Origin of the sequence: Microbulbifer epialgicus, from assembly GCF_041447265.1 — a bacterium.
Classification (GTDB): Bacteria; Pseudomonadota; Gammaproteobacteria; order Pseudomonadales; family Cellvibrionaceae; genus Microbulbifer; species Microbulbifer epialgicus.
In genome coordinates this window covers 111,040-136,603 of sequence record NZ_JBGMEK010000004.1, presented here as the reverse complement: position 1 = coordinate 136,603, position 25,564 = coordinate 111,040, and the positions used below count along the sequence as shown (strand labels likewise).

The following is a 25,564-nucleotide window of genomic DNA, read 5'->3' as shown; positions in this document are numbered from 1 at the left end:
AAATAGTAGATGCAAGATTTCCTGAAAGTGGCCCTCCTTGGCCTAGTGCTACCACTGAGTGCTTTAGCACAGTCGTTCGTGGTCAACGATATCCGTGTGGAAGGATTGCAACGCGTCTCTGCAGGCACAGTTTTCTCAGCGCTTCCGCTTCGGGTCGGCGATGAAGTCGAAACTGTGGAAATTCAGAGTGCAACCCGTGCGCTGTTCCATACCGGTTATTTTGAGGACATCCAGATCGGCCGGGAAAATGGCGTTCTGGTTGTTACCGTACGGGAGCGACCAGCCATATCCAAGATTGAGATAACCGGAAACAAGGCGATTGCCACCGAGGATCTCTTGAAAGGTATGGAGGAAAACGGTCTCGCCGAAGGGCAAATCTTCAAGCGTGCGACTCTTGAAGGACTGGCTCAGGAACTTGAGCGCCAGTATGTGGCGCAGGGCCGCTACGGTGCCAATGTTAAGACAGAGGTCAAGGAGTTGCCGCGCAATCAGGTTGAGCTGCGGGTTGATGTTGATGAAGGGTCTGTTGCAGCGATTAAGCACATCAACATTGTTGGAAACCGGGCTTTTTCCGATGAAGAACTTGAGGAGATTTTTGAACTGCAAACTACCGGCTGGCTTTCCTGGCTGCGTAGGGACGACAAGTATTCCCGTGAGAAGCTCACTGGTGACCTGGAGCGTCTGGAGTCCTATTACCTCGATCGCGGGTTTCTTGACTTTCAAATTGCCTCCACCCAGGTATCTCTGAGCCCGAACAAGCAAAGCGTTTTCATCACTGTAAATGTGAATGAGGGGGGTGTTTACACCATTAGTGAGGTTGGCCTTGCTGGTGACCCGGTAGTGCCTGAAGAGGAAATCAAACGCTTGTTGCTAATGCGTGAGGGGCAGACATTCTCTCAGGTGAGGATGACAACAACTTCCGACTATATTACCAAGCGGCTGGGTAATGAGGGTTACACTTTTGCCGAAGTGAGCGGCATTCCAGAAGCCAATAAAGAAGAGAATACAGTAAAAATTACTTTCTTTATTAACCCGGGAAAGCGCGTGTATGTGCGCCGTATCAGTTTCCGCGGAAATACTCGTACCGCAGACGAAGTTTTGCGACGTGAGTTGCGCCAGATGGAATCGGCCTCGGCTTCTGCCGCTCGTATTGAACAATCCAAAGTACGTCTCGAGCGCCTTGGGTACCTCAAGGTGGTGGAAGTTAAAACCATCAAGGTGCCTGCCTCAGATCGGATTGATGTCGAGTACAAACCCTCCGACTCTGGGGGAACGGGGCACCAATAAGGTGCTGTAACTTCTGGATTGCGAATAAAAAGACCTGGAATTAGTAGATGAAAGATTTCCTGAAAGCGGCCTCCCTCGGCCTGGTGCTGCCACTGAGTGCTTTGGCACAGTCGTTCGTGGTCAACGATATCCGCGTGGAAGGATTGCAACGCGTCTCTGCAGGCACAGTTTTCTCGGCGCTTCCGCTCCGGGTCGGCGATGAAGTCGAAACCGTGGAAATCCAGAGCGCAACCCGTGCACTGTTTCGTACCGGTTATTTTGAGGACATCCAGATCGGCCGTGAAAATGGCGTTCTGGTTGTTACCGTACGGGAGCGGCCAGCCATATCCAAGATTGAGATAACCGGAAACAAGGCGATCGCAACCGAAGATCTGCTGAAGGGTATGGAGGAAAACGGTCTCGCCGAAGGGCAGATCTTCAAACGTGCGACTCTTGAAGGCCTGGCCCAGGAACTTGAGCGCCAGTATGTGGCCCAGGGACGCTACGGCGCCAGTGTGAAGACAGAGGTCAAGGAGTTACCGCGCAATCAGGTTGAGCTGCGGGTTATTGTTGATGAAGGGTCTGTCGCTGCGATTAAGCATATCAATATTGTTGGAAACCGGGCTTTTTCCGATGAAGAACTCGGGGAGATTTTTGAGCTGCAAACTACCGGGTGGCTCTCTTGGCTGCGCAGTGATGATAAGTACTCCCGTGAGAAGCTCACTGGTGATCTGGAGCGTTTGGAGTCCTATTATCTCGATCGCGGATATCTTGATTTCCAGATTGATTCTACCCAGGTATCTCTGAGCCCGGACAAACAGAGCGTTTTCATTACTGTGAACGTGATTGAGGGGGACGTTTATACTGTTAGTGAGGTGGACCTTGCTGGCGACCCGGTAGTGCCTGAAGAGGAAGTCAAGCGCCTGTTGTTAGTGCGTGAAGGGCAGACGTTCTCCCAGGTGAGGATGACAATGACCTCCGACTATATTACCAAGCGACTGGGTAATGAAGGTTACACTTTTGCCGAAGTGAACGGTATCCCAGAAGCCAATAAAGAAGAGAAAACAGTAAAAATAACCTTCTTTATCAACCCGGGAAAGCGCGCCTATGTGCGCCGTATCAGTTTTCGCGGAAACACTCGTACCGCGGACGAAGTTTTGCGCCGCGAGTTGCGCCAGATGGAATCGGCCTCGGCCTCTTCCGCTCGTATAGAACAGTCCAAAGTGCGTCTCGAACGCTTGGGTTACTTCAAAGGGGTGGAGGTTGAAACCACCGAGGTACCCGGAACCTCCGATCAGATTGATGTCGAGTACACGGTAGAGGAACAGCCCTCCGGCTCTATTGGTGGCACCATCGGTTGGGCCCAGAGCAGCGGTCTTGTGCTGGGCGGTAATATCCAGGAGAACAACTGGCTGGGTACCGGTAAGTCGGTGGGGATCGGGGTTAATGTTTCAACTTATCAGACAGCTCTAAACTTTTCTTATCTTGACCCGTACTTTACCCCAGACGGTGTCAGCCGCGGTTTTAACGTTTTTTACCGGGAAAATGATTACTCTGAAGTCAATCTGTCTGACTACAATACTACGACATATGGTGGCGGGGTGAACTTTGGTTATCCCGTTTCTGAAATTTCACGTGTGGGTTTGAATGTTGGTTTTAGCCACCTGGAACTGTCAGCTTCAAGTAGTTCCGTTCAGGAAATTACTTCCACACCCATGCCGGCCGGCTTAACCGGAGTGATAACCGAAGCTGAGGCAGATCAAATAGTTGAAGCTCTGAACGCTGGTGAAGAAGATAATCTTGCAATGCCATTAACGGATGGCCTCTTTAGCGCAGATGGTTTTATAGATCGTCATGGTGACGCGTTTAATAATTTGAGCCTGACTGCCTCTTATGCACGTTCAACGCTTAACCGAGGTATCTTAGCGACACGCGGGTCCTCTCAGAATGTTTCTGCAGAGTTCACTGTGCCGGGTAGCGACCTTGAATATTATAAGTTTATTTATACAGGCCAATACTTCCGTCCGCTTACCAAGAGCCTAACTTTGCGTTTACGTACGCGACTGGGCTATGGCGATGGATATGGCAATCTGGACCAATTGCCCTTCTTTGAGAATTTTTACGCGGGCGGGTTTGGTTCGGTCCGTGGATTTGAGCGTAACACCCTAGGACCGCGTTCGACTCCGGCTGCAGGCTTCCAGTCGTATTCTTACACCGATGCAGATGGAGTTACTGAAACCGGCGCTCCTCCTTGTGCAACGGAAAATGGGCAGGTTACACAAAAGTGTTATTTAATAAACGATGATGGTACTTTGGCTACAAGTTCGTTCGGTGATGCCGACCCATTCGGTGGCAATATCTTAATCGAAGGAAGTGCTGAAGTTATTTTCCCGCTGCCTTTTATTAAGGATCAGCGTTCCCTGCAATCGGCTTTCTTTGTCGATGCGGGTAATGTTTTTGATACCAGTTGCGACGAAACCCAGATCAACTGTTACGATGTGGATTTCGGTAAGATGAATGTTTCAGCGGGTATAGGCCTGACTTGGGTAACCGGCTTTGGGCCGCTGACGTTCAGCTTGGCGAAAGCTCTGAAGAAAAATGAGGATGATGATGTGGAAGTGTTCCAATTTACTCTGGGTAATAGCTTCTGATCTCATTGATAACGTCATATTATGCGCGGACTAGGCGCAACTAAAATAAAATCAATTGGAGAAACCAAAGTGCTTAAGAATGTAAAGGTTATCGCAGTTCTGCTTGCCAGTATGACCATGTCTGGTGCTGCACTGGCCCAGACCAAGGTTGCGGTATTTAACTTGCAGGCTGCGATCATGAGCACCGATGTAGCCAAGACCAAGGTGAATTCCCTAAAAACCAGTTCTGAATATTCCAAGTTACAAAGCAGCGCGGAATCAATTCGCTCCGAGCTGCAAAAAATGGCAGAGGATGCGCAGAAAAACAGTGTGACCTGGTCTGATGAGCAGAAGACTGAGTACCAGCGCAAAATGAACTTTCAACGTTCAGATTTTGAGACCACCGTTAAAAAGCTGCGCGCTATGGAGGCTCAGGTGGGGCAGGAAATTCAAGCCTCTTTGGGACCCAAGGCCAAGACAGCACTGGAAGCCATTATCAAAGAACAAAAACTGGATTTGGTTCTGGATGCCTCTACTGCCTACTTTGCAAATCCTCAGGTCGACCTGACCGAATCTGTCGTAAAGCGTATGAACGCTGATAAGTAATCGATAGTTCTATAATGAGAGACCATTTGTCCCTGACCCAGCTCGCACAGGAGCTGGGTGCTGAATTGCGTTTGGCGCCTGGTGTAGAGCCGGCCCGGAAAATCAACGGCCTTAGTACTTTGCAGGATGCTAATACAGAGCATCTGACCTTTTTGGCAAATCCCAACTATCGCCGCTTCCTGAAGGCCACTAGTGCTGGTGCGGTACTAGTTACAAAGGAATTTGTAGATGAATGCCCTGTGTCCACGTTATGTGTGGATAACCCTTACCTGGCTTTTGCCCGGGCGAGTGCTTTGTTCAACACTGCGCCGAAGGCTGAGGCCGGTATTCACCCCGCGGCAGTAGTCCACCCAGAGGCTGAGATAGGCCCTGGCGTCAGTGTGGCCGCCGGTGCAGTTGTGGAGGCATTTGCAAAAATTGGCCCGCGCGCGGTAGTAGGAGCCAACTGTTTTGTGGGTGAGGGTAGCACTCTCGGCGAGGGTAGCTGCCTGCATGCTGGTGCAATTGTTCATCACGGCTGTCGTATCGGTAGCGATTGTATTATTCATAGCCAGGTCGTAGTTGGTGCCGATGGCTTCGGGTTTGCTCCCCATAAGGGGGAGTGGATTAAGATCTACCAGCTAGGTGGAGTTGAGATCGGCGATCAGGTTGAGATTGGAGCGAATACCTGCGTAGATCGCGGTGCACTGGGTGACACAGTGATTGGCCGCGGAGTCAAGATCGACAATCTGGTTCAAATCGCGCACAATGTGCGGATTGGTGACTACTCAGCCATTGCCGCGTGTACCGGTATTGCCGGTAGCGCCATTATTGGCAAACATTGTGCCTTGGGCGGTAGTTCGCGAATTGCTGGCCATGTGACCATTGCCGACGGTTGTCAGGTTACCGCCAATACTTTTGTGACCAAGTCTATTGAAAACTCGGGCAACTACTCCGGCGGCTTACCTTTTTCTGATAGCCAGTCGTGGCGCCGCAATGCCGTGCGCTTTAGCCAGTTGGATAAAATGGCACGCAAGTTGAAAAGCTTGGAAAAACAGTTGGAAGAGTTCTCCTGTCGTAACGGCAAGGACGAATGAGCCGACTGATACTGAATTAATCAAATTTGTTTTTGTTGTCTTCGGGGCGTTTAACGCCCCGAAGTGGTTTCTGGGGGCATTTGGAATGATGGATGTATGTGAAATTCGTGAGTACCTGCCGCATCGCTATCCATTTTTGTTAGTAGACCGGATTGTGGAACTCGAAGAAGGGAAGTATATCAAGGGTTATAAAAATATTTCTGTGAACGAAGAGGTCTTTAACGGTCACTTTCCACAGATGCCGATTTTTCCCGGTGTTATGATTGTTGAAGCTATGGCGCAAGTCTCTGGAATCCTTGGCTTTAAGACTTTTGGCAAAAAACCTGAGGATGGCTATTTATACCTGTTTGGTGGTGTGGACAAAGCGCGCTTTAAGCGCCAGGTAATCCCTGGAGACCGGTTGGATCTTGAATCCGAGGCTGTATCTGTGCGTCGCAACATTTGGAAGTTCTCCTGTAAGGCCAGTGTGGATGGTGAGCTGGCAGCTTCAGCGGAACTCCTGTGCGCAGTAAAGAAGGTGTAGTTTTCGTTAGCCGAAAGATTTGATTTTAGGCGCGTTTTCGACAAGTTACCTGTTTTGCTATTTATTTGATGTTGTAGTGCCTGAATTGTCACTACCTGAGGAGCGGTTTCCAGAATGCAAACAAATGTCCACCCCACAGCTATTGTCGATCCGACGGCAGTTATCGGTTCCGGGGTGAGTGTTGGAGCCTATTCCATTATTGGGGCTGGTGTCGAAGTTGGTGATGGTTGTGATATTTCTTCGCATGTGGTCTTAAGTGGGCCAACCAAGCTGGGAAAGAATAACCGGATCTACCAATTCGCTTCTGTCGGCCAGGATACACCGGATAAGAAGTACCAAGGTGAAGAGACGACCCTGGTAATCGGGGATAACAACGTGATTCGCGAGGGCGTCACTATTCACCGAGGTACAGTCCAGGACCGGGGAGAGACCACGATAGGCAATGACAACCTGATCATGGCTTATGCACATATTGGGCACGATAGTGTTGTAGGTAACCATACTATCCTGGTCAACAATGTGGGTCTTGCCGGTCATGTGATCGTCAAAGATTGGGCGATTCTCAGCGGCTACAGCCTAGTACACCAATACTGTACTATTGGCGAGCATGCTTTCCTGGGGATGGGTGCTGCTATCAGCAAAGATGTTCCTGCGTATGTCATGGTAGCTGGGAACCCAGCAGAGGCCAAAACCATTAATGCAGAGGGATTGCGTCGCCGTGGCTTTTCCCGTGAGGATATCTCGTTGATTAATAAAGCCTACAAGACAGTTTACAGGCGCGGTCTCACTTTGCAGGAGGCTCTGCAAGCCCTGGCGGAGTTGCGTGAGCAGTCCCCGGCTGTCCAGCCATGGATAGATTCCTTACAACTCTCTTCCCGCGGTATCGTCCGCTAAGCACAATTTCTTTCGGGAGTGCTAGTTTTATGTACCTCCCGAATTAGTCTTTACGCGATTTATTCGATTTGCACAAAAAAGGGTGCTTCCGCTCAGGAGGGAGGGGGGTTAGGCATGTCAGAAAATAATAAGCTAGTCCGTATTGGAATTGTTGTTGGTGAGGCTTCGGGAGATATTCTTGGTGCAAGCCTTATACAGGCACTGCAAAAACGCCTGCCTGGAGCGCGATTTGAAGGTATTGCCGGTCCGCGCATGCTTGCCCTGGGAGTGGAATCCCTGTTTCCTATGGAACGTCTCTCAGTGATGGGCTTGGTTGAACCTCTAAAGCGCTTACCGGAACTACTGAAGATTCGCCGCTCATTACGTCAGCATTTTGTCGAAAGCCCACCAGACCTGTTTATTGGTATCGATGCTCCGGATTTTAATTTATCCCTGGAGGAGTCATTGAAGGCAGAGGGCATCCGTACTATGCATTATGTCAGCCCCTCAGTGTGGGCTTGGCGTCGCGGACGGATAAAAAAAATCGCACGTGCGGTAGATCATATGCTCACCCTTTTACCCTTCGAGGCGAATTTTTATCGGGAGCACCAAGTGCCAGTATCATTTGTAGGGCACCCTCTTGCAGATGATATTCCCCTGCAGATCAATAGCGCCTCGGCGCGTAAAGAGCTTGGGTTTGAAGCAGGGGAAAGGGTAATCGCTTTACTGCCAGGTAGTCGCGGGGGGGAGGTGCGCCTGTTAGGCCCCTTATTTTTGCAGACGGCTAGCTGGTGTCACCAGCGCAATGCTGATCTCAAATTCGTGCTGCCGGCAGCCAATGACCAACGTTTTGTTGAGTTAAAAAAGCAATTGGAGGATTTTCCAGGCCTCCCGGTAACTTTATTAAAAGGCGATTCCCATAAAGCGTTGAGTGCGGCAGATTGTGTGCTTATTGCCTCGGGCACGGCAACATTAGAAACAATGCTGCTGAAAAAGCCCATGGTAGTCGCTTATAAGCTGGGTAGGATTTCCTATGCCATTGTTTCCCGTATGCTGCATACACCCTGGGTTTCTCTGCCCAATTTGCTGGCACAGAGGGAGCTGGTTCCGGAAATCCTACAGAGCGATGCCACAGCTGAAAATTTGGGGGCTGCCTTAATGCGTTATTTTGAAGACCCTTTGCTGGGGGATCAGTTACAGCGGGAGTTCGATGATCTCCATCAGCAGCTACGTCGCAATGCCTCCGAGCGTGCCGCGGATGCTGTGTGTGGCTTGCTGAAGGAAAATGGGAGTCGTTCATGAGTAGTAAAAAAGTGTTGCCACCATACGTATGCACCTATCAGGGAGATTTACTTGCAGGTGTTGATGAGGTAGGGCGAGGTCCCTTGGCGGGGGATGTTGTTGCTGCTGCAGTTATTTTGGATCCTGCAAGGCCAATAGAGGGGTTGGCAGATTCAAAAAAACTGAGTGAAAAAAAGAGAGAGCTACTATTCGATGAGATCTGTGAAAATGCGCAGAGCTATTCTATTGCCCGCGCTACGGTACAGGAAATTGACCAGGTTAATATTCTGCAGGCGAGTCTCTTAGCAATGGGACGAGCGGTAAAGCAGCTATCTGTCCAGCCAGAGTTTGTCCTGGTAGATGGCAATAAAAAACCGGAGTGGTCCTATCCCTGCGATACAGTAGTGAAAGGCGATAGTCGGGTCGCAGCGATTGCTGCCGCCTCTATCCTTGCAAAAGTGACACGGGATCGCGAGATGCTGGAGCTGGATGCAGAGTACCCGGGGTATGGCCTGGCCGGGCACAAGGGTTACCCAACGAAGGCTCACATACGCGCCTTACAAGAGCTTGGGCCAAGTTCTATTCACAGGGTGAGCTTTGCCCCAGTAAAACGACTGTTAGTGGATTTTGCCTGAATTAAGTAGCCCGCATCTAGATGTTGCCACTCAGCGATCCATTTTCTTGATGCGGGCCTTGGTAATCATCTTGTCGGATACTTCTTCGATTTCCACTAGGAAATTCAGAATATAGAGACTGATATTGCCGTCTGGAATGCTTTCCAGGTGCTCCATGGCCAAGCCATTGAAGGTCTTGGGGCCATCGGTGGGAAGATCCCAGCCCAGGGTGCGGTTGATATCCCGAATGGATGTGCCGCCCTCAATCATATACCAGCCATCGCCAACGGCGATGATCTCTTCATCCTCACTTGGTACTGGGCTCGCGGTAAAGTCGCCGACGATTTCCTCTAGTAAGTCCTCCAGGGTGACGATGCCCATCACTTCCCCGTACTCATCCACTACCAGGCCCATTCTGCGCTTGGTTTTTTGGAAGTTCATTAACAGGGTGGGAAGCGGGGTGGCCTCTGGCACGAAATAGGGTTCATCAGTAAAGGATTTGAGGCGCTCAGCGGTGAGCTTGTCGGGACCGTCTCGCAAAATCTGTGCAGCGCGGCGCAAGTGCAGTATGCCAACAACCTTATTAATATCACCTCTATAGACAGGCAGGCGGGTAAAGCTGCTCTCCGCCAATTGCTGGAGGATTTCCTTGGCGCTGTTATCCAGGTCTACTCCCATCACCTCATTACGAGGGATCATAATGTCTTCAACTGTCGCCTGATCCAGGTCCAGCACATTCAGGAGCATGCCTTTGTGCTTGCTAGGTATCAGGGCGCCGGACTCAAACACTACAGTTCTGAGTTCCTCAGGAGCCAAGTGCTCTGCTTCGCTGCCAGCAGTTGTTTCGACCCCGACAAGGCGAGCGAGCCCATTTGAAATGCTGCCTACTAGCAGAACTAGTGGAGTGAGTAACCACTGAAGTGGGCGCAAAACCAGGGAAGCGGGAAATGCAATTTTTTCCGGGTGTAGTGCGGCAATAGTTTTGGGGGTCACCTCGGCAAAAATCAGGATAACGATGGTGAGTGCTGCAGTTGCGTAAAATACACCTGCATCTCCGTAGAGCTTGGTAAACACTACTCCGGCAATAACTGATGCAAGGATATTTACCAGATTGTTGCCGATAAGGATAACGCCGATCAGTTTGTCGGGCCGGGCCAATAGTTCCATTGCGCGCTTGGCTCCGCGGTGGCCGCTTTTGGCCTGATGTCGCAAGCGATAGCGGTTTAACGCCATCATGCTGGTTTCGGAGCTGGAAAAGAAAGCCGATATAACAATCAGCAGAGCCAGCAGGCTAAATAGCAGGCCCGGGGGCATCTCGTTCAAGGGAGAACTCTTTTTATTTGGGAGCGGAGATATTGGAACAGAATAAAGACCTCCGCAAGTTTTCTGGTCACTTTTAGGCTATTTACTCAGTTGTGTTACCCACGCTGCAGAATTACTTCCATTACCAGCTTGCTGCCAAAGTAGGCCAGCATCAAGGCTGCAAAAGCACTCAGCGTCCAGCGGACAGCGGTATTGCCACGCCAGCCCCACTGCCAGTGCCCCCATAGAAGGATACTGTAGAGTACCCAGGCAACAATGGAGAGTACTGTTTTATGGAGTGGGCCCTGTTCAAAGAGGCTACCTACGAATATAAACCCGGTGATCAGTGAAGCGGTTAGAAGCAGTTGGCCAAAAGCAACCAGACCGAATAGCAGTGATTCCATACTCTGTAGTGGCGGTAGCAGGCGAGTTGCGCCCACAGGCCTATGGTTGTGCAGTTGCTGGTTCAGATAAAACAGGTAAATAGCCTGTAAAGTTGCCAGGGTCAGTAGGGAGTAAGCGGATATTGACAGTAGCGCGTGAATGGCAATACCGGCAGGAAGTTGCTGGTGTGGTTCGACGGAGCCCCAGGTGTGTGATGCCGCGAACTCTGTGAGTGCTCCTACCGGGGCAAAGATAAGGACTAGTAGGGTCAGTGGACGCCCTGCGGCCAGAATTAACAGCAGTAGGTTTACTACCCAGGCAATCAGAGACAGCATTGCCAGCAAGTCAAAGCGGTAGCCTGCGGGTGAGAAAAGGATGTGTACCAAGGATATTGCGTGTGTGGCCAGAGCACCTGCGAGCAGGCCCAGAAGAAGTTTGTTATCCGGCTGCTGCCCGCGGGTGAGGGCCCTGGCCGCGACTGCGGTTGTGGCGATATAGAGAGCGATGGCCGTCCAGTGGGCGAATGCCGCCATTGAGTAGATCCGTATCTTTTATTGCAATAGAAGAAGAGTGTGTCACAGGCCGCTGGAACAGGGAAGTTTTTGCGATATTTCGGCTGTGAGGATACCTGAGCTATACTGCCGCGCCTCAGTATGGGAGTTAGATGCGGCTTCCCACAAATTTCGAGGCCCTCGGCACTGAGGTCCAATCCGCAATCGGAGAAATCGAGACGAATTTATGTTCGATAACCTGAGTGACCGCTTATCGGCGGCCCTAAAAAAAGTCACCGGCAAGGCACGCCTGACCGATGACAATATCCGCGACACCCTGCGCGAGGTGCGCAAGGCTCTGCTTGAGGCGGATGTCGCCCTGCCAGTGGTTAAGGCTTTTGTGCAGCAGGTGCGCACGGCAGCTGTCGGGCAGAAGGTTAGCAAGGCTCTGAATCCGGGGCAGCAGTTCGTCAAGATTGTTCAGGATGAGCTGGTAAAAGTGATGGGAGCGGCTGCCGAGCCTCTCAATCTCGCCGTCCAGCCACCCGCAGTTATCCTGATGGCAGGCTTGCAGGGCGCCGGTAAAACCACCAGTGTTGCCAAGCTAGCCAAGTACTTGCAGGAGCGGGAAAAGAAAAAGGTAATGGTGGTGAGTGCGGATGTGTACCGCCCAGCCGCAATCAAGCAGTTGGAGACTCTGGCGGGTGAAGTGGGTGCATTGTTTCACCCCTCGGAGGCTGAGCAGAAACCTTTGGATATCGCTAAGGGTGCTGTTGATGCTGCGCGCAAGCAGTTCGCCGATGTGCTTATTGTCGATACAGCCGGCCGTCTACATATTGACAGCCAATTAATGGACGAAATTCGCGAGCTACACAGTGAGCTAAATCCAGCGGAAACCCTGTTCGTGATCGATGCCATGATCGGTCAGGATGCAGTGAATACTGCTAGCGCCTTTAATGAAGCCCTGCCGCTGACCGGGGTTATCCTGACTAAAGCCGATGGCGATGCCCGCGGTGGTGCAGCGCTGTCTGTGCGTCATGTGACTGGCAAGCCGATCAAGTTTATCGGTGTCGGTGAAAAAACTGACGCTCTGGAAACCTTTCACCCAGATCGAATTGCCTCCCGTATTTTAGGGATGGGCGATATTCTGTCTCTGATTGAAGAGGCCGAGCAAAAGATCGATAAGGAGAAGGCTGAAAAGCTGGTTAAAAAAGTCCAGAAGGGTAAGGGCTTTGATCTTGAGGATCTTCGCGATCAGTTACAGCAAATGCAGAATATGGGTGGTTTTGGCTCATTGCTGGAGAAAATGCCGGGCATGGGGGGCGTTGCGCAGGCGGCCCAGCAGGCTGATATGGGCAAAGAGTTCAAGCGAATGGACGCGATCATTTCCTCGATGACCCCTGCCGAGCGCCGTAACCCGGAGCTGCTTAACGGTTCGCGTAAGCGACGCATTGTGGCCGGTTCCGGTACCCAGTTACAGGATTTGAATCGCCTGCTCAAACAGCATAAGCAGATGGGCAAAATGATGAAGAAGCTCAAGGGCGGTGGTATGGGCAAAATGATGCGTGGCCTCGGCGGCATGCCTGGTATGGGTGGCGGTATGCCTGGAGGTATGGGCGGCATGGGTGGTCTGCCTGGTGGTTTGCCCCCTGGATTTAAGAAGAAATAGTACCTTTTGGGCCGTTGTAGCGGCCCGATGAATCGCTATACAAATCCCCGGCGGTACATTAGAATACGCCGCCTTTCGCTGGGTGAGCTGCCGGCGAAGTTGTATAGGTGGCTGCTCAACACAGCCATCCAGTATTTGAATCTACAGGAAAGTTACATGGTAACCATTCGTTTGGCTCGTGGCGGCGCTAAAAAGCGTCCGTTCTATCACCTGACCGTAACCGACAGCCGCAATTCTCGCGACGGTCGTTTCATTGAGCGTGTTGGCTTCTTCAACCCGGTTGCTCGTGGCCAGGAAGAGCGTCTGCGTATCGATCGTGAGCGCGTTGACTTTTGGCTGGGCCGCGGCGCACAGGTTTCTGACCGCGTCAGCAAGCTGCTGAAAGAATCCGCTTAATTTGCGCGTAAGTGGTGCGCCTGTGACGAATAGCGGTGAAAACTCCGATCAATTGGTCACTGTTGGGCGCGTGACTACCGTTTATGGTGTGCGCGGCTGGGTCAAGGTTCACTCCTATACCGAGCCGATGGACAACATCCTGCAATTCCCCAAGTGGTGGTTGCGGGGGCCGAAAGGCTGGGAAGCCCTGGAAATCGACGCTGGCAAGCGACATGGAAAGGGGTTGATCGTACATGTGAAAGGCATGGATGACCGCGATTTGGCGGCTCAACTTTGCCAGCGTGATATTGCTGTTGCGCGTGATCTTATGCCGGAACTGGGGCAGGGCGAGTACTACTGGCACCAGCTCGAAGGTTTGCGGGTTATCAGCCGTTTTAACGGCGGAGAGCACGACTTTGGTGTTGTCGCACGCATGATGGAAACTGGTGCCAACGATGTGTTGGTGGTACGCGGAGGTGATGATAAGCGCGAGCGCTTGATTCCCTATTTACCAGACCAGTTTATTGCAGATATTGACCTGGAAGCCGGTGTAATTACCGTCGACTGGGACCCGGCTTTTTAAGGCGTTGGAGCGATGACAAAAAGAATCGCTCTGGTAAGCATTTTTCCGGAAATGTTTGCCGCACTGACCGAGTATGGTGTCAGCGGTCGGGCTGTGAAAGATGGCCTGTTGGAAGTACGCTGCTGGAACCCTCGGGAGTTCACCAGTGATAAACACCGCACTGTGGATGATCGCCCTTATGGTGGTGGTCCCGGAATGGTGATGATGGCTGAGCCCCTTTGCCAGGCTTTACAGGCTGCTCGCAGCTGGGCTGGTGAGGATGGTGATGCTGTACGCAGTATCTATCTGTCTCCGCAAGGGCGGCAACTGGATCAGCGCGGGGTCGAAGACCTTTCCGAAGCTGGTAATCTGGTTCTGCTGGCCGGGCGCTATGAGGGGATAGATGAGCGTATTGTCGAATCAATGATCGACGAAGAGTGGTCTATTGGTGACTATGTCCTTAGCGGTGGCGAATTGGCTGCTATGGTGATGGTGGATGCGATTACCCGCCTGATTCCCGGTGCTCTAGGACATGATCAGTCTGCAGTTGAGGACTCTTTTTCCTCGGGGCTGCTGGACTGTCCCCACTACACCCGGCCAGAGCAGTATCGGGGCGTAGCGGTGCCGGAAGTGTTGCTTTCGGGCAACCATGAAAGAATACGCCGTTGGCGCCTCAAGCAGGCACTGGCGCGCACACAACAGCGCCGCCCAGACCTTTTGGAAGGGGTGGAGCTGAATAAGGAGCAGAAGCAATTGCTGGAGGAAATCCAGCAGGAGCAGAAGCCCTAAAAAATTGATGCCGGATTCGCCGGGAGGCGGGAGTAGTTCGGTGAACTAGCTGAGAAGCTACACAAACTCTATTTGGGAGCAAATCCAAATGACTAACAAAATTATCCAGCAGCTGGAGCAGGAACAGCTGAAGAGCGAAGTACCTCCCTTCGCACCGGGCGACACCGTAATCGTTCAGGTAAAAGTAAAAGAGGGTAACCGCGAGCGTCTGCAGGCGTTTGAAGGTGTGGTAATCGGTAAGCGTAACCGTGGCCTGAACTCCTCTTTCACCGTGCGTAAAATCTCCCATGGCGTTGGTGTAGAGCGTACTTTCCAAACTCACAGCCCGCTGGTTGACAGCATCAAGGTGAAGCGTCGTGGTGACGTGCGTCAGGCTAAGTTGTACTACCTGCGCAACCTGACTGGTAAAGCGGCGCGTATCAAAGAGAAGCTTAACTAAGTACTTCTCTAGCAGCTCACAAAAAAAGCCGGGTTCAATCCCGGCTTTTTTGTTTATAAATTCCCTGTGAATTTTTCTCGACTAGCTAGTCTCTTTCGTTTCCGGCAGCCGTACTATTACCGAGAACTCCTAATTTGAGCTGGCTTTTCTTGTCGCATAGCCCCCCCCTTAGTGTGATATTTCTCTTGAGCCCATTCGCTGACTATTGGATGGTTTACGCTTGTCTGGCTCACAACCCGGACATTTGAGCGTAGTCCCCCGTGCCCGAATATGTTAAAACGCGCCATTAGAGTCTAAAGCGGTAAACAGCTGCCATACTGGCTGGAACTGTAAGTCGACGCTTGAGTCGAAGCCCATTAGGAATTTAAGGAGCAATCGGTAATGACGCTAATCAAGAAGCCGCTGGCGCTGGCTGGTGCACTGCTCAGCCTGTTGGGGCCTGCTGCCCTGGCGGAAGTCGATGCGAATGTTGCAAAGACCATTAAGACCCGCCTGGAAGCTGGCAACCCCAAAGCTACCTACGGCGAGGTGCGTGAGAGTCCGATCAAGGGCCTCTATGAGGTGGAGGTAGATGGTGGTAACAATACGCTGTTTGTTTCGGAGGATGGCAACTACTTTGTCTTTGGAGACCTGTATCAGGTTAAGAGTGGTGGAGGGCTTGCTAACCTGTCCGAGACGCGCAGAGCGGGGCACCGGACCAAGGTAATGGAATCTCTGAATGTCGAGGATATGATTGTATTCTCGCCAAAGGGTGAGACCAAAGCGCATATTTATGTCTTTACCGATGTGGACTGTGGTTATTGCCGCAAGTTGCACCAGGATGTGCCCGAGTTGAATAAGCGCGGTATCGAGGTGCGTTACTTGGCCTTCCCCCGCGCGGGTCTACAGTCTTTAGGTTATCGAAAGCTCGCTACAGCTTGGTGTGCAGAGGACAGCAACAAGACGCTGACTGCACTGAAAAACCGGGAAAATGTGCCTCTTAAAGTTTGTGATAATAATCCAGTGGCGGCCCAGTACAAATTGGGCAATGAGGCTATTGATGTGCGCGGCACGCCAACTATCGTAATGGAGAATGGCAATGTGGTGCCGGGCTACTTGCCGCCAGCTTCTCTGGTAGAAGCACTGGGTATTTAACTCACACCCGGCTGACTGAAGCCGGCAGCGGTTGTGCTGCCGGCAACTTTTCTCAGGCCGGGCTCTTCAGAGACACCTTTCTGGGCTGGGTCATATTTTCCGGAGCCAGAATATCGTTAAGCTCCTCCTCGCTTAATAGCCCTTCCTCAAGAATCAACTGTTTTACGCTCGCGCCGGTGGTTAGTGCCTGTTTGGCAATGCGCGTTGCATTCTCATAGCCAATAAATGGGTTTACCGCAGTGATCAGGCCAATGCTGTTTTCCACCATCTGCAGGCAATGTTCTTCATTGGCAGTGATGCCGTTGACGCAGCGTTGCGCCAGGGTTTCCATAGCCTGGGTCATCAAGCGCATCGACTGAAGCAGGTTAAAGGCGATTACCGGCTCCATAACATTCAGCTGTAGCTGGCCGGACTCCGCCGCCAGGGTAATAGTCAGGTCGTTGCCAATTACCTGGTAGGCTACCTGGTTAACGACCTCGGGGATCACCGGGTTGACCTTGCCGGGCATAATCGATGAGCCGGGCTGCATCGGCGGCAGGTTTATCTCATTGAGGCCGGCGCGTGGACCACTGGAGAGCAGGCGCAGGTCGCTACAGATTTTTGAGATTTTTACCGCGATACGCTTCATCACGCCGGAAAACATTACGAAAGCACCCATGTCTGAGGTTGCTTCGACCAGATTTTCCGCGCAGACAAAATCAATGCCAGAAATTTCCGAAAGGGCTGAAACAACTAACTGGCGATATTCAGGGTCAGTATTGATGCCTGTGCCAATTGCGGTACCACCCATATTGATCTCTGTAAACAGTGCTACCAGTTCTTTAACCCTGGCGACATCTTCGCGGACGGTTGCGGCAAAGGCGGCAAATTCCTGCCCCAGAGTCATGGGGACAGCATCTTGCAGCTGGGTACGCCCCATTTTTATAACCTGAGCGAATTCTTCGGCCTTTTTATCGAATTCGACACAGAGAACCTCCATAGACTGTACCAAATCGTTGTAGCTAAGCAGTACGGCCAGGTTGATGGAGGTTGGGTAAACATCGTTAGTGGACTGTGACAGGTTTACGTGGTTGTTAGGGTGGGCTTTTTGGTATTCGCCTTTACTATGCCCCAACAGCTCCAGTGCGCGATTAGCTATAACTTCATTGGCATTCATATTGGTGGAGGTGCCGGCCCCCCCCTGAATCATGTCCACAAGAAACTGGTCGTGCAGTTTGCCGTCGATAATTTCATCACAGGCGCCCGCAATGGCTGTTTGCAGGTTGTTTTCAAGATAGCCCAGTTCCCGGTTGGCCTGTGCCGCAGCCTTTTTGACCATCGCCAGGGCTTTTACCAGGTTGGGGAAGTGATTCACGGTAATTCCCGTTATCTGGAAATTTTCCAGGGCGCGCAGTGTCTGGATGCCAAAATAAACATCTGCAGGCACTTCACGCTCCCCCAGCAGGTCGCGCTCAACTCGTGTTGCGCTGCCGGCGCTGAATACGGGCATGGGTTTTAGTGTATGGAAATCATTGGTCATATTGATTCCTGTTTTCTCTTTATCTGCATGTGGGCGAGCGCGTAGAGAGCAAGGTTTACTTTGCTCTGAGGTTCGCCTTTTTGTTGCGGTAAATTGACCCCTTAAGTGAAAAGGGGCTTTGTTGTTTAAAGTGGGGTGGCAAAAAAATTCTGCGGGCCTTCAGTAGTTGAGGTCTGGATGTTTTCACGGATATTCGGGTTGATTTCACCTGAGTCCGGACCAAAAACGCCGCAAAGCTTCAATGCATTTTTAATACTGATATTTCGTCCAAGGGACTCCAAAACCACTTTGGTGCAGACGGGTTCCCGTCTGTCATTGGCGGAAGCACCAAGCTTGAGGCCTGATAAATAACTGACGCGGCTCTTATAGGTTGGGTAGAGAATAGTTTGTGCTATCTCATTTCGTGTCAGGGCTTCGTAACCAATCAGGAATATGCGCTCAGAAAGAAAAAAGAGCATTCCCTTATAGCGGGATTTGTACCATTCCTCCCTGTTCGGATAGCGCATACGCTCAAAGCGCTGGAAGTAATAGCCATCTCCATCGGACTCTATATGTAGCAGGCTGCGAACAATATGATCCGGAAAGGTCATGGAGTAGTGATACTCAAAATAGAAGCCCAGGTACTTATCCGCCCGGCCCTGGGATTCACGCATGAGAATGTCGATATCCGGACTGTATGGGCGTATTGCTTCTTTTGTACTTGAGGGTGTGCTGCGTACACGAACAATCTGATCAAACTGTTCATGAGGCATCATAATTTCGTGAGGCTCAACCCCAAAAAAATGGCAGATTTTATTGAGAGTGTACTGCGAAGGTTGGGTATGACCATTCAGATATTTATTAAATTGCGCCCGATTAACCTCCATACGCCTGCACACTTCGGCGATTGAGCGGTAGAAACTGCACAAAAGGCGCAAGTTTTGTGAGAAGTCGTTACTCATCGATTATCTGCTTCTGGTTCCAATGCCCGGAAAATCCTTCCCAATATTTTGTTAACCACTCCCTGGGTATGCTGATTTCGTACTCTATTTAACTGGGAGTACACTCTCCACACAGTGAAGTTTCCATCAGTTCTTTGATTTTATCGATTGGATAGCCCATAGCTAATAAGTGATTTAACTTGGCAAAACAAGCTTCGCTGGTCATATCCAATCCACCAATAACACCTGCGCGTAATAAGGCAGAGCCCGCTGCATACTTGCCTAGGTCTACTACATTTTCGAGGCACTGGGATACGGCTACACAAATAATGCCCAACTCCGTAGCTTTCTCCAGTTGTGAGGTAAAGGCACAGTCATCGGTGGGTGCATTACCGGTACCATAGGTCTCTATCACCAGGCCTCGCGGGCGATGTTCAATGACCTTACTGAGGAAGAGGGAGGAAATGCCGGGGAAAAGCTTTATTAGTACAACATCGCCATCAGCGGATTCCGGGATTTGGAATTGTGTAGCATCACCGGGTTCCAGTAGGGCGTTGCGATCAATGTTGATCTGAATGCCCACTTCACCAAGGCATGGATAGTTCGGACTGGTAAAGGCATCCAGTGAGCCTGAACTCACTTTAACAGCGCGGTTACCTCGCAACAGTTTGCCGTTGAAGTAGAGACAGATCTCCTTGATTTCATCGGAACCACTGAGCAAAAGGGCGGCAATCAGGTTATTGTAAGCATCACTTCGCATCTCCCTCAGGGGAATCTGCGAGCCGGTAACCAGTACTGGTTTGGCCAGGCCCTGAAGCGCAAAAGAGAGTGCGGATGCGGTATAGGCCATGGTGTCGGTACCGTGCAATACGACAAAGCCGGAGTACTGGCTATAGTTGTCGCGTATCAGGGTGGCAATACGATACCAGTCCCGAGGCTGCATATTAGCGCTATCCAGCAGTGGGTCGAGAGCCTGAAAGTCATAGCTTGGGAGCTGGCCAATGGCATCTTGTAAAAGGCGTTCTAGAGCGCCTTCCAAATCGGCATCCGGGATGTAGCCGGACTCGCTTCGACGCATACCCAGGGTTCCGCCAGTGTACAGGATAAGAGTTTTTTTCATTACTCGACCGCTATCTGAGTCAGTTTTCAGGGCGCCCATTTTTCTGGAAAAGGCGCGGTATATGCAATTTCGCAGGTTGTTGGCACCTGATGCTAGTAGATGCTTATATAGCATCTACTGAGGATGGTATCTGTTTCAAGAAGTGTTTTACGGTGACAGAAGTGTCAAATGCCCTTATTTGAGGATGCCTAAAGCCGGTGCGCAATTTAATTGGATTTATTACGTATCTCTCGGTAAGGTTGTCGATCTTTTGTCGACTTTGTTGATATTTATTGCGCTGTGCCCCGGAGTGATATTTTAGTGTGTTTATGTTGGGCCGGGAGTAAATGCGCGGAGGGAATTTGTGAGCGCAACAATTGAAGAAACTGCAGGGGCGGCAGATCAGGTGGTTGCTGAAAAACCGCAGCGTGCAGTGAGAATTGGTGTGTGCGGCCTGGGCACAGTGGGTGGTGGGACGATCAATGTCCTGGCACGCAATGCGGAGGAAGTGGCCGCACGCTGTGGGCGCCCGGTGGCTATTGAGCAGGTAGGGGCGCGCCGGGATAACCCGGACTGTGATACCAGCCGACTGAATGTAACGCGGGAAATTTTCGATGTTGCAAACAATCCCGATGTCGACATTCTGGTGGAGTTAATCGGTGGCACTACTGTGGCCCGTGAGTTGGTATTAACAGCCATAGAGAATGGCAAGCATGTTGTTACTGCTAACAAAGCGCTGATAGCTGAGCATGGCAATGAACTGTTTGAGTTAGCTGCCAGCAAAGGGGTAACTATTGCCTATGAGGCTGCCGTGGCTGGGGGTATTCCAATTATAAAATCCTTGCGCGAGGGGTTGGTCGGCAACCGGATTCAGTGGCTCGCGGGTATTATCAACGGCACGGGTAACTATATTCTTACCGAAATGCGCGATAAGGGCCGAAGCTTCGCTGAGGCGCTGTCCCAGGCGCAAGCGCTCGGCTACGCGGAGGCCGATCCCACTTTCGATGTGGAAGGTATTGATGCAGCGCACAAGCTGGTGATTATGGCTTCACTGGCATTCACTATGCCGCTTGCTTTCGACAAGGTGTATACCGAGGGCATCAGCCGCATCTCCAGCGAAGACATCCGCTATGCCGATGAACTCGGCTATAGAATCAAGCACTTGGGTATTGCCCGTCGTACAGATCAAGGGGTGGAGCTGCGAGTACATCCGACACTGATCCCCCAGCGTCGCCTGATTGCCAACGTAAATGGGGTTATGAATGCGGTCCTTGTGAATGGTGATGCGGTTGGGCCGACCCTGTATTACGGGGCTGGCGCTGGCGCAGAGGCTACAGCTTCGGCTGTGATTGCCGATATTGTTGATGTTGCGCGTACTCTCGATGCCAGGCCAGACCAACGGGTGCCCGCTGCCGGGGTGGCACTTACCGAACAGGGAGATACCCAGGTGCTGTCGGAAGAAGAGGTGGTTACCAGCTATTATCTGCGCATATCTGCCCATGATAAGCCCGGTGTTATGTCTAAGGTGGCCACTATTTGCAGTGATCAAGGTATTAGTATTGAGGCCTTGATTCAGCACGAGCCTTCGGAAGGCGAGGAGCTGGTGCCGGTGGTGATCCTGACCAGCCGTGCCAGAGAGGCCTGCCTGCGCGAAGCAGTCGCACAGATTGAAGCCCTGGATACAGTTGAGGGTGATGTGGTGCGAATTCGCGTGGAAAGCCTTGGCTGACCCTTACCTTTGTCGCTTATTTGGCGCTCCTCTTAATGGGAGCATTGCCAGTTTTCTGTAAATCCCGCTAAGTTTGAGAGCGAATTAACACTGTGAAATTTATCAGCACCCGCGGCCGAGCGCCGTCTCTCTCCTTTGCCGATACCGTTCTCACTGGGCTTGCCAGCGATGGCGGCCTCTATGTGCCAGAGTCCCTGCCGCAGTTTTCCCGTGAAGATATCGTTGCTATGGTGGCAATGGATTATGAACAGCTGGCTTTTACGATTATTTGGCCGTTTGTGAGTGAAGACCTGAGTGAGCCAGAGCTGAAGGATATTATCGGACGCTCCTATAGTCAGGGGCTGGGCAAGTTTCGCCACAGAGCCGTAGCGCCTTTAGTGCAGACCGATACCAATGAGTGGATATTGGAGCTTTTCCACGGACCGACCTTAGCCTTTAAGGACTTTGCCCTGCAGTTCCTTGGTCAGCTATTTGACCATTTACTGAAAAAGCGCGGTGAGCGGGTAGTTGTGATGGGGGCTACCTCTGGGGATACCGGATCGGCGGCGATTGAGGGCTGCCGCCATTGCGACAATATCGATATTTTTATTCTGCACCCCCACAACCGAGTCTCTGAGGTGCAACGCCGGCAGATGACCACTGTGCTCTCGGACAATGTGTTCAATATTGCTATGGAAGGCAATTTTGATGATTGCCAGAACATGGTGAAAACCAGCTTTGCCGACCAGTCATTTTTGCCTGAAGGACGCCGCTTGGTAGCGGTGAATTCCATTAATTGGGCGCGCATCATGGCACAGATCGTCTACTACTTTTACGCGGCTTTGCGGCTAGGGGCGCCCCATAAAACGGTGAATTTTTCGGTACCCACCGGCAATTTTGGCGATATTTTTGCCGGTTACCTGGCGAAGCGGATGGGATTACCTATCGACCAATTGGTGATCGCCACCAATGCCAACGATATTCTGCACCGCTGCATCAGCGGTAATGATCATACCGCCAAGCCGCTGGTACACAGCTTGTCACCCAGTATGGATATTATGGTGTCTAGTAATTTCGAGAGGTTGCTGTTCGACCTCTACGAGCGTGATGGCGCTGCGGTGGCAGAGTTGTTAGCGGACCGCAGTGCACCTATGCACTTGAGTGAACGGGCCTTGACGCGAGCGAGGGAGGTATTTTCCAGCTATCGGGTCGATGATGCGCGCACAGTGGAAGTGATCCGCGAGCAATTTACAGCCTCCGGCTATCTGCTCGATCCCCATACCGCGATTGGTGTCGAAGCGGCGCGCCGGGTGCGCCGCTCTGCTGAGCAGCCAATGGTTTGCTTATCCACTGCACACCCGGCAAAATTCCCCGATGCTGTGGCGCAGGCACTGCCACAAACTGAAATTCCCTTGCCGGCACATATGCAGGACCTCTGGCAGCGCGACGAGCGACTTAAAGTGCTGCCCAATGACCTGTTCAAAGTGCATGACTATATGGCAACCATGCTCTCCAGTGGGGGTTAACTGCCGATTGATTGGCCCTGTGTGCCGGATAATAAATAGCTGAGAGAGAATGAGTACAAGAATTCAGCGACGGCCAGTGGATCTTTCCACTGGCCGTTTTGCTTCCGAGACTCCCAAAATTTTACAGAGAGTACTACTGGGGCGCGGTATCGTCAGTGAGGATGCTCTGGACCACAGCCTTTCCAAGTTGCAGCAACCTCAGTCAATGCGTGGCCTGGATACTGCGGTGACGCTGCTAGTGGAGGCCTTGCGAGCTCAGCAGAAGATTTTGATCGTCGGGGACTTCGATGCCGACGGTGCCACCAGCAGCACTCTCGCCGTACTGGCGTTGGGGGCCATGGGAGCGCCGGGTGTGGATTTCCTGGTGCCGAACCGCTTTGATTTTGGTTACGGTCTCACCCCGGAAATCGTAGAGGTGGCCAAAGATTACGCCCCGGATATGCTGATCACCGTGGATAACGGCATCAGCAGTATCAATGGAGTGGCAGCAGCTAAGGCGGCGGGGATGACGGTGATCGTAACCGATCACCACCTGCCGGGCAGCGAGCTGCCAGATGCTGATGCCATCGTCAATCCAAACCAGCCGGGCTGTGATTTTCCCAGCAAGAATCTCGCCGGTGTGGGGGTGATTTTCTATCTGTTGAGTCGCCTGCGCAGTGCTCTGCAGGAGTGCGGTTGGTTTGAACAGAGTGGCATAGCCCCGCCGAATATGGCTGAGTATCTCGATTTGGTAGCTCTCGGCACTGTGGCGGACCTAGTGCCGCTGGATCATAACAACCGTATTCTGGTGCACCAGGGTATCGCCCGTATCCGTTCCGGCCGTTGCCGACCCGGGATTTCGGCGCTGCTGGAAGTGGCGGGGCGCGGTCAGCGAAGGCTTTCCACTACAGATATCGGTTTTACCCTGGGGCCGCGGATCAATGCTGCCGGGCGCCTGGATGATATTGGTACCGGCATCCGCTGCCTACTGACCCGGGATCCCAGTGAGGCCCGAGAATTGGCGGGGGAGCTGGATATGCTCAACCGGGACCGCAAGGCGATAGAGCAGGGTATGCAGCGGGAAGCTCTGGCGGCGTTGGAAAAATTACAGCTCGAGGGGGAAATCCCCTGGAGTTTGTGCCTCTACGATGCCAATTGGCACCAGGGAGTGGTGGGGATCCTGGCCAGCCGTATCAAGGAAAAATTCCACCGTCCGGTGATTGCCTTTGCAGAAGGGGATAACGGGCTGGTGAAAGGCTCTGCGCGCTCCATTCCCGGTTTACATATCCGCGATGCCCTGAGCGACGTGGCCGCAGCCAATCCTGAGTTGATCAGTAAATTCGGTGGTCATGCCATGGCTGCAGGCTTGAGCTTGCCGGCGGAGCATCTCAATGCCTTTCGTGTCGAGTTTGAGCGAGTGGTGCGCAAGCGCCTGGATGAAAATCAATTGCAGGCTGTGATCGACTCCGATGGTGAATTGGATATTGCAGATTACACCCTGCAAACTGCAGCCTTGTTGCGCGCCTGCGCCCCCTGGGGCCAGGCGTTTCCCGAGCCGGTCTTCGATGGAGAATTTCTGCTGCTGCAACAGCGAATCGTTGGCGAGCGCCACCTAAAAATGATGGTTGCCCCGCCGCAGGCTCCGCAACTGACACTGGATGCCATCGCCTTTAATGTGGACACAGATCAATGGCCGCAGGCTGCCCAAAGAGTGCGTTTGGCCTACAAGTTGGATGTAAATGAATTTCGCGGGCGGGAATCCCTACAGTTAATGGTGAACCTGCTGGAGGCGGTATAAGAGTCACCTTTTCAAAAATCGCGAAGTGCGGGGAGCGTACTCGCGACTGTGCAAAAAAAAAAGTAGTTGGAAGTAGAAGAAGTGAAACGGAAACAAGTCCAGGCTGAAATCCTGTTGTTATTGGCTGCCCTGTTCTGGGGTATCGCCTTTGTGCCGCAAAAGATAGCCATGGCGGATATTGAGCCGCTGGCATTTAACGCATGGCGCTTTATTCTCGGTGGCCTGATTTTGGTGCCGATCGTTTATTGGTTATCTTCCCGCAGAGACGCCCAGCCCGGTGAAGTGGGCGGCAAGCACGGTAATCATCGTTGGAAGGCCTGTTTGCCCGGCGGTGCTGTGCTCGGTTTCTGGCTGTTTCTCGGTGCGGCGCTGCAGCAGGTGAGCCTGCTCTACACAACTGCAGGTCGAGCCGGATTTATTACCGGTTTCTACCTGCTATTGGTGCCGGTGATCGGTTTGTCCCTCGGGCATAAAACTAATCGCTGGACTTGGATGGGTATTGCTCTTGCCCTGTTCGGCCTCTATTGGCTGGCAGATTTTAGTGAAGAGTCGCAACTAATCGGCGACTTAATGGTGTTCGCCAGTGCCTTTGTGTTCGCTATACAGGTATTGTCGGCCGATCACCTGGTGAAGCGCTACGATGCGCTGCGCCTCGCCTGCATCCAGTTCCTGGTATGTGGCTTGTTATCAGCCCTGGCGTCACTCTTCACCGAAGAGGCTACAATACAGTCGGCTGTGGATGCAGCCTGGCCCATTGCCTATATGATGATTTTTTCAACCGCACTGGCCTTTACTTTCCAATTGCTGGCCCAGCGCCACGCGGCGCCTTCCCACGCTACGGTGATTATGAGTTTGGAGGCGGTGTTCGCCCTGACCGCGGGCTGGCTATTCCTCAATGAAGTGTTGAACGCCCCTGAGCTGGTCGGGTGTGGTCTTATGTTGGCCGGAATGCTTGTTAGCCATTACGGTAACCACAGCGGTACCCATCACTAGGAAATAAA

Annotated in this window: 22 protein-coding genes and 1 pseudogene; 18 read left to right on the top strand and 5 right to left on the bottom strand. The window is 52.0% G+C overall.

Annotation, left to right across the window (positions count from 1 at the left end; translation table 11 throughout):
- Positions 1 to 9: 9 nt before the first annotated feature.
- From bamA (ACCI49_RS03645) to rnhB, 8 genes and pseudogenes are all read left to right on the top strand, one after another.
- Positions 10 to 1,275: pseudogene (gene bamA / locus ACCI49_RS03645) on the top strand (outer membrane protein assembly factor BamA); the annotation flags it as partial.
- Between the two features lie 59 nt (positions 1,276 to 1,334).
- Complete coding sequence (gene bamA, locus ACCI49_RS03640; protein WP_371837617.1) at positions 1,335 to 3,917, top strand: outer membrane protein assembly factor BamA; 2,583 nt, start codon at positions 1,335 to 1,337, stop codon at positions 3,915 to 3,917.
- A gap of 69 nt (positions 3,918 to 3,986) precedes the next feature.
- A complete protein-coding gene (locus ACCI49_RS03635) occupies positions 3,987 to 4,502 on the top strand; it encodes an OmpH/Skp family outer membrane protein (RefSeq protein WP_371837616.1) in 516 nt (171 codons plus the stop codon).
- Positions 4,503 to 4,516: 14 nt separating this feature from the next.
- A complete protein-coding gene (gene lpxD, locus ACCI49_RS03630) occupies positions 4,517 to 5,578 on the top strand; it encodes a UDP-3-O-(3-hydroxymyristoyl)glucosamine N-acyltransferase (RefSeq protein WP_371837615.1) in 1,062 nt (353 codons plus the stop codon).
- Between the two features lie 85 nt (positions 5,579 to 5,663).
- Positions 5,664 to 6,101, top strand: coding sequence for a 3-hydroxyacyl-ACP dehydratase FabZ (gene fabZ, locus ACCI49_RS03625; protein WP_371837614.1), 438 nt, complete (start codon positions 5,664 to 5,666; stop codon positions 6,099 to 6,101).
- A gap of 114 nt (positions 6,102 to 6,215) precedes the next feature.
- Positions 6,216 to 6,995 (top strand): acyl-ACP--UDP-N-acetylglucosamine O-acyltransferase, encoded by a 780-nt coding sequence (gene lpxA, locus ACCI49_RS03620; RefSeq protein WP_371837613.1) that lies wholly within the window; start codon positions 6,216 to 6,218, stop codon positions 6,993 to 6,995.
- Between the two features lie 114 nt (positions 6,996 to 7,109).
- Positions 7,110 to 8,276, top strand: a complete 1,167-nt coding sequence (lpxB, locus tag ACCI49_RS03615; RefSeq protein WP_371837612.1) for a lipid-A-disaccharide synthase — start codon at positions 7,110 to 7,112, stop codon at positions 8,274 to 8,276.
- Entirely contained in the window at positions 8,273 to 8,890 is a 618-nt protein-coding gene (rnhB, locus tag ACCI49_RS03610; RefSeq protein ID WP_371837611.1) for a ribonuclease HII, read from the top strand. The genes lpxB and rnhB overlap by 4 nt, the downstream gene beginning before the upstream one ends.
- A gap of 30 nt (positions 8,891 to 8,920) precedes the next feature.
- Here the strand turns inward: rnhB and ACCI49_RS03605 are convergent, their stop codons facing one another.
- Positions 8,921 to 10,192 carry an HlyC/CorC family transporter gene (locus ACCI49_RS03605; RefSeq protein ID WP_371837610.1) on the bottom strand — a complete coding sequence of 424 codons (1,272 nt, stop codon included), beginning with the start codon at positions 10,190 to 10,192 and terminating at the stop codon, positions 8,921 to 8,923.
- A 95-nt stretch (positions 10,193 to 10,287) separates the two neighbouring features.
- Positions 10,288 to 11,088, bottom strand: a complete 801-nt coding sequence (locus tag ACCI49_RS03600; protein WP_371837609.1) for a cytochrome C assembly family protein — start codon at positions 11,086 to 11,088, stop codon at positions 10,288 to 10,290.
- A 205-nt stretch (positions 11,089 to 11,293) separates the two neighbouring features.
- Between ACCI49_RS03600 and ffh the strand changes: the two genes are divergently transcribed.
- The 6 genes from ffh (at position 11,294) to ACCI49_RS03570 (ending at position 16,014) form a co-directional block, all read left to right on the top strand.
- Positions 11,294 to 12,715: a signal recognition particle protein gene (gene ffh / locus ACCI49_RS03595; protein ID WP_371837608.1), complete on the top strand. Its 1,422-nt coding sequence runs from the start codon at positions 11,294 to 11,296 to the stop codon at positions 12,713 to 12,715.
- 156 nt (positions 12,716 to 12,871) lie between these two features.
- A complete protein-coding gene (gene rpsP, locus ACCI49_RS03590) occupies positions 12,872 to 13,111 on the top strand; it encodes a 30S ribosomal protein S16 (RefSeq protein ID WP_026305099.1) in 240 nt (79 codons plus the stop codon).
- Between the two features lie 22 nt (positions 13,112 to 13,133).
- Positions 13,134 to 13,673, top strand: coding sequence for a ribosome maturation factor RimM (gene rimM, locus ACCI49_RS03585; RefSeq protein ID WP_371837607.1), 540 nt, complete (start codon positions 13,134 to 13,136; stop codon positions 13,671 to 13,673).
- A 12-nt stretch (positions 13,674 to 13,685) separates the two neighbouring features.
- Positions 13,686 to 14,441, top strand: a complete 756-nt coding sequence (trmD, locus tag ACCI49_RS03580; RefSeq protein WP_371837606.1) for a tRNA (guanosine(37)-N1)-methyltransferase TrmD — start codon at positions 13,686 to 13,688, stop codon at positions 14,439 to 14,441.
- Positions 14,442 to 14,523: 82 nt separating this feature from the next.
- Positions 14,524 to 14,880, top strand: coding sequence for a 50S ribosomal protein L19 (rplS, locus tag ACCI49_RS03575; protein ID WP_281165165.1), 357 nt, complete (start codon positions 14,524 to 14,526; stop codon positions 14,878 to 14,880).
- A 381-nt stretch (positions 14,881 to 15,261) separates the two neighbouring features.
- The gene (locus ACCI49_RS03570) at positions 15,262 to 16,014 is read left to right on the top strand and encodes a DsbC family protein (protein ID WP_371837605.1); all 753 of its coding nucleotides are present in this window, start codon (positions 15,262 to 15,264) and stop codon (positions 16,012 to 16,014) included.
- A 52-nt stretch (positions 16,015 to 16,066) separates the two neighbouring features.
- On the opposite strand, the gene aspA is transcribed toward ACCI49_RS03570, so the two are convergent.
- From aspA to ACCI49_RS03555, 3 genes are all read right to left on the bottom strand, one after another.
- Entirely contained in the window at positions 16,067 to 17,533 is a 1,467-nt protein-coding gene (aspA, locus tag ACCI49_RS03565; protein WP_371837604.1) for an aspartate ammonia-lyase, read from the bottom strand.
- A gap of 125 nt (positions 17,534 to 17,658) precedes the next feature.
- A complete protein-coding gene (locus ACCI49_RS03560; RefSeq protein WP_020413502.1) occupies positions 17,659 to 18,474 on the bottom strand; it encodes a helix-turn-helix domain-containing protein in 816 nt (271 codons plus the stop codon).
- Between the two features lie 88 nt (positions 18,475 to 18,562).
- Complete coding sequence (locus tag ACCI49_RS03555) at positions 18,563 to 19,573, bottom strand: asparaginase (protein WP_371837603.1); 1,011 nt, start codon at positions 19,571 to 19,573, stop codon at positions 18,563 to 18,565.
- Positions 19,574 to 19,958: 385 nt separating this feature from the next.
- Between ACCI49_RS03555 and ACCI49_RS03550 the strand changes: the two genes are divergently transcribed.
- From ACCI49_RS03550 to ACCI49_RS03535, 4 genes are all read left to right on the top strand, one after another.
- Complete coding sequence (locus ACCI49_RS03550; RefSeq protein ID WP_371837661.1) at positions 19,959 to 21,281, top strand: homoserine dehydrogenase; 1,323 nt, start codon at positions 19,959 to 19,961, stop codon at positions 21,279 to 21,281.
- A gap of 92 nt (positions 21,282 to 21,373) precedes the next feature.
- Positions 21,374 to 22,786 (top strand): threonine synthase, encoded by a 1,413-nt coding sequence (gene thrC / locus ACCI49_RS03545; RefSeq protein WP_371837602.1) that lies wholly within the window; start codon positions 21,374 to 21,376, stop codon positions 22,784 to 22,786.
- Positions 22,787 to 22,835: 49 nt separating this feature from the next.
- The gene (recJ, locus tag ACCI49_RS03540) at positions 22,836 to 24,563 is read left to right on the top strand and encodes a single-stranded-DNA-specific exonuclease RecJ (RefSeq protein ID WP_371837601.1); all 1,728 of its coding nucleotides are present in this window, start codon (positions 22,836 to 22,838) and stop codon (positions 24,561 to 24,563) included.
- A gap of 81 nt (positions 24,564 to 24,644) precedes the next feature.
- A complete protein-coding gene (locus ACCI49_RS03535) occupies positions 24,645 to 25,556 on the top strand; it encodes a DMT family transporter (RefSeq protein WP_371837600.1) in 912 nt (303 codons plus the stop codon).
- The last annotated feature ends 8 nt before the right edge of the window (positions 25,557 to 25,564 follow it).

What these genes read in the sequence shown, in the direction of transcription:
- bamA (WP_371837617.1), top strand. Translation starts at nt 1,335, where the DNA reads ATGAAAGATTTCCTGAAAGCGGCCTCCCTCGGCCTGGTGCTGCCACTG.
- lpxD (WP_371837615.1), top strand. Translation starts at nt 4,517, where the DNA reads ATGAGAGACCATTTGTCCCTGACCCAGCTCGCACAGGAGCTGGGTGCT.
- fabZ (WP_371837614.1), top strand. Translation starts at nt 5,664, where the DNA reads ATGATGGATGTATGTGAAATTCGTGAGTACCTGCCGCATCGCTATCCA.
- lpxA (WP_371837613.1), top strand. Translation starts at nt 6,216, where the DNA reads ATGCAAACAAATGTCCACCCCACAGCTATTGTCGATCCGACGGCAGTT.
- lpxB (WP_371837612.1), top strand. Translation starts at nt 7,110, where the DNA reads ATGTCAGAAAATAATAAGCTAGTCCGTATTGGAATTGTTGTTGGTGAG.
- rnhB (WP_371837611.1), top strand. Translation starts at nt 8,273, where the DNA reads ATGAGTAGTAAAAAAGTGTTGCCACCATACGTATGCACCTATCAGGGA.
- ACCI49_RS03600 (WP_371837609.1), bottom strand. Translation starts at nt 11,088, where the DNA reads ATGGCGGCATTCGCCCACTGGACGGCCATCGCTCTCTATATCGCCACA.
- ffh (WP_371837608.1), top strand. Translation starts at nt 11,294, where the DNA reads ATGTTCGATAACCTGAGTGACCGCTTATCGGCGGCCCTAAAAAAAGTC.
- rpsP (WP_026305099.1), top strand. Translation starts at nt 12,872, where the DNA reads ATGGTAACCATTCGTTTGGCTCGTGGCGGCGCTAAAAAGCGTCCGTTC.
- trmD (WP_371837606.1), top strand. Translation starts at nt 13,686, where the DNA reads ATGACAAAAAGAATCGCTCTGGTAAGCATTTTTCCGGAAATGTTTGCC.
- ACCI49_RS03570 (WP_371837605.1), top strand. Translation starts at nt 15,262, where the DNA reads ATGACGCTAATCAAGAAGCCGCTGGCGCTGGCTGGTGCACTGCTCAGC.
- aspA (WP_371837604.1), bottom strand. Translation starts at nt 17,533, where the DNA reads ATGACCAATGATTTCCATACACTAAAACCCATGCCCGTATTCAGCGCC.
- ACCI49_RS03560 (WP_020413502.1), bottom strand. Translation starts at nt 18,474, where the DNA reads ATGAGTAACGACTTCTCACAAAACTTGCGCCTTTTGTGCAGTTTCTAC.
- ACCI49_RS03555 (WP_371837603.1), bottom strand. Translation starts at nt 19,573, where the DNA reads ATGAAAAAAACTCTTATCCTGTACACTGGCGGAACCCTGGGTATGCGT.
- recJ (WP_371837601.1), top strand. Translation starts at nt 22,836, where the DNA reads ATGAGTACAAGAATTCAGCGACGGCCAGTGGATCTTTCCACTGGCCGT.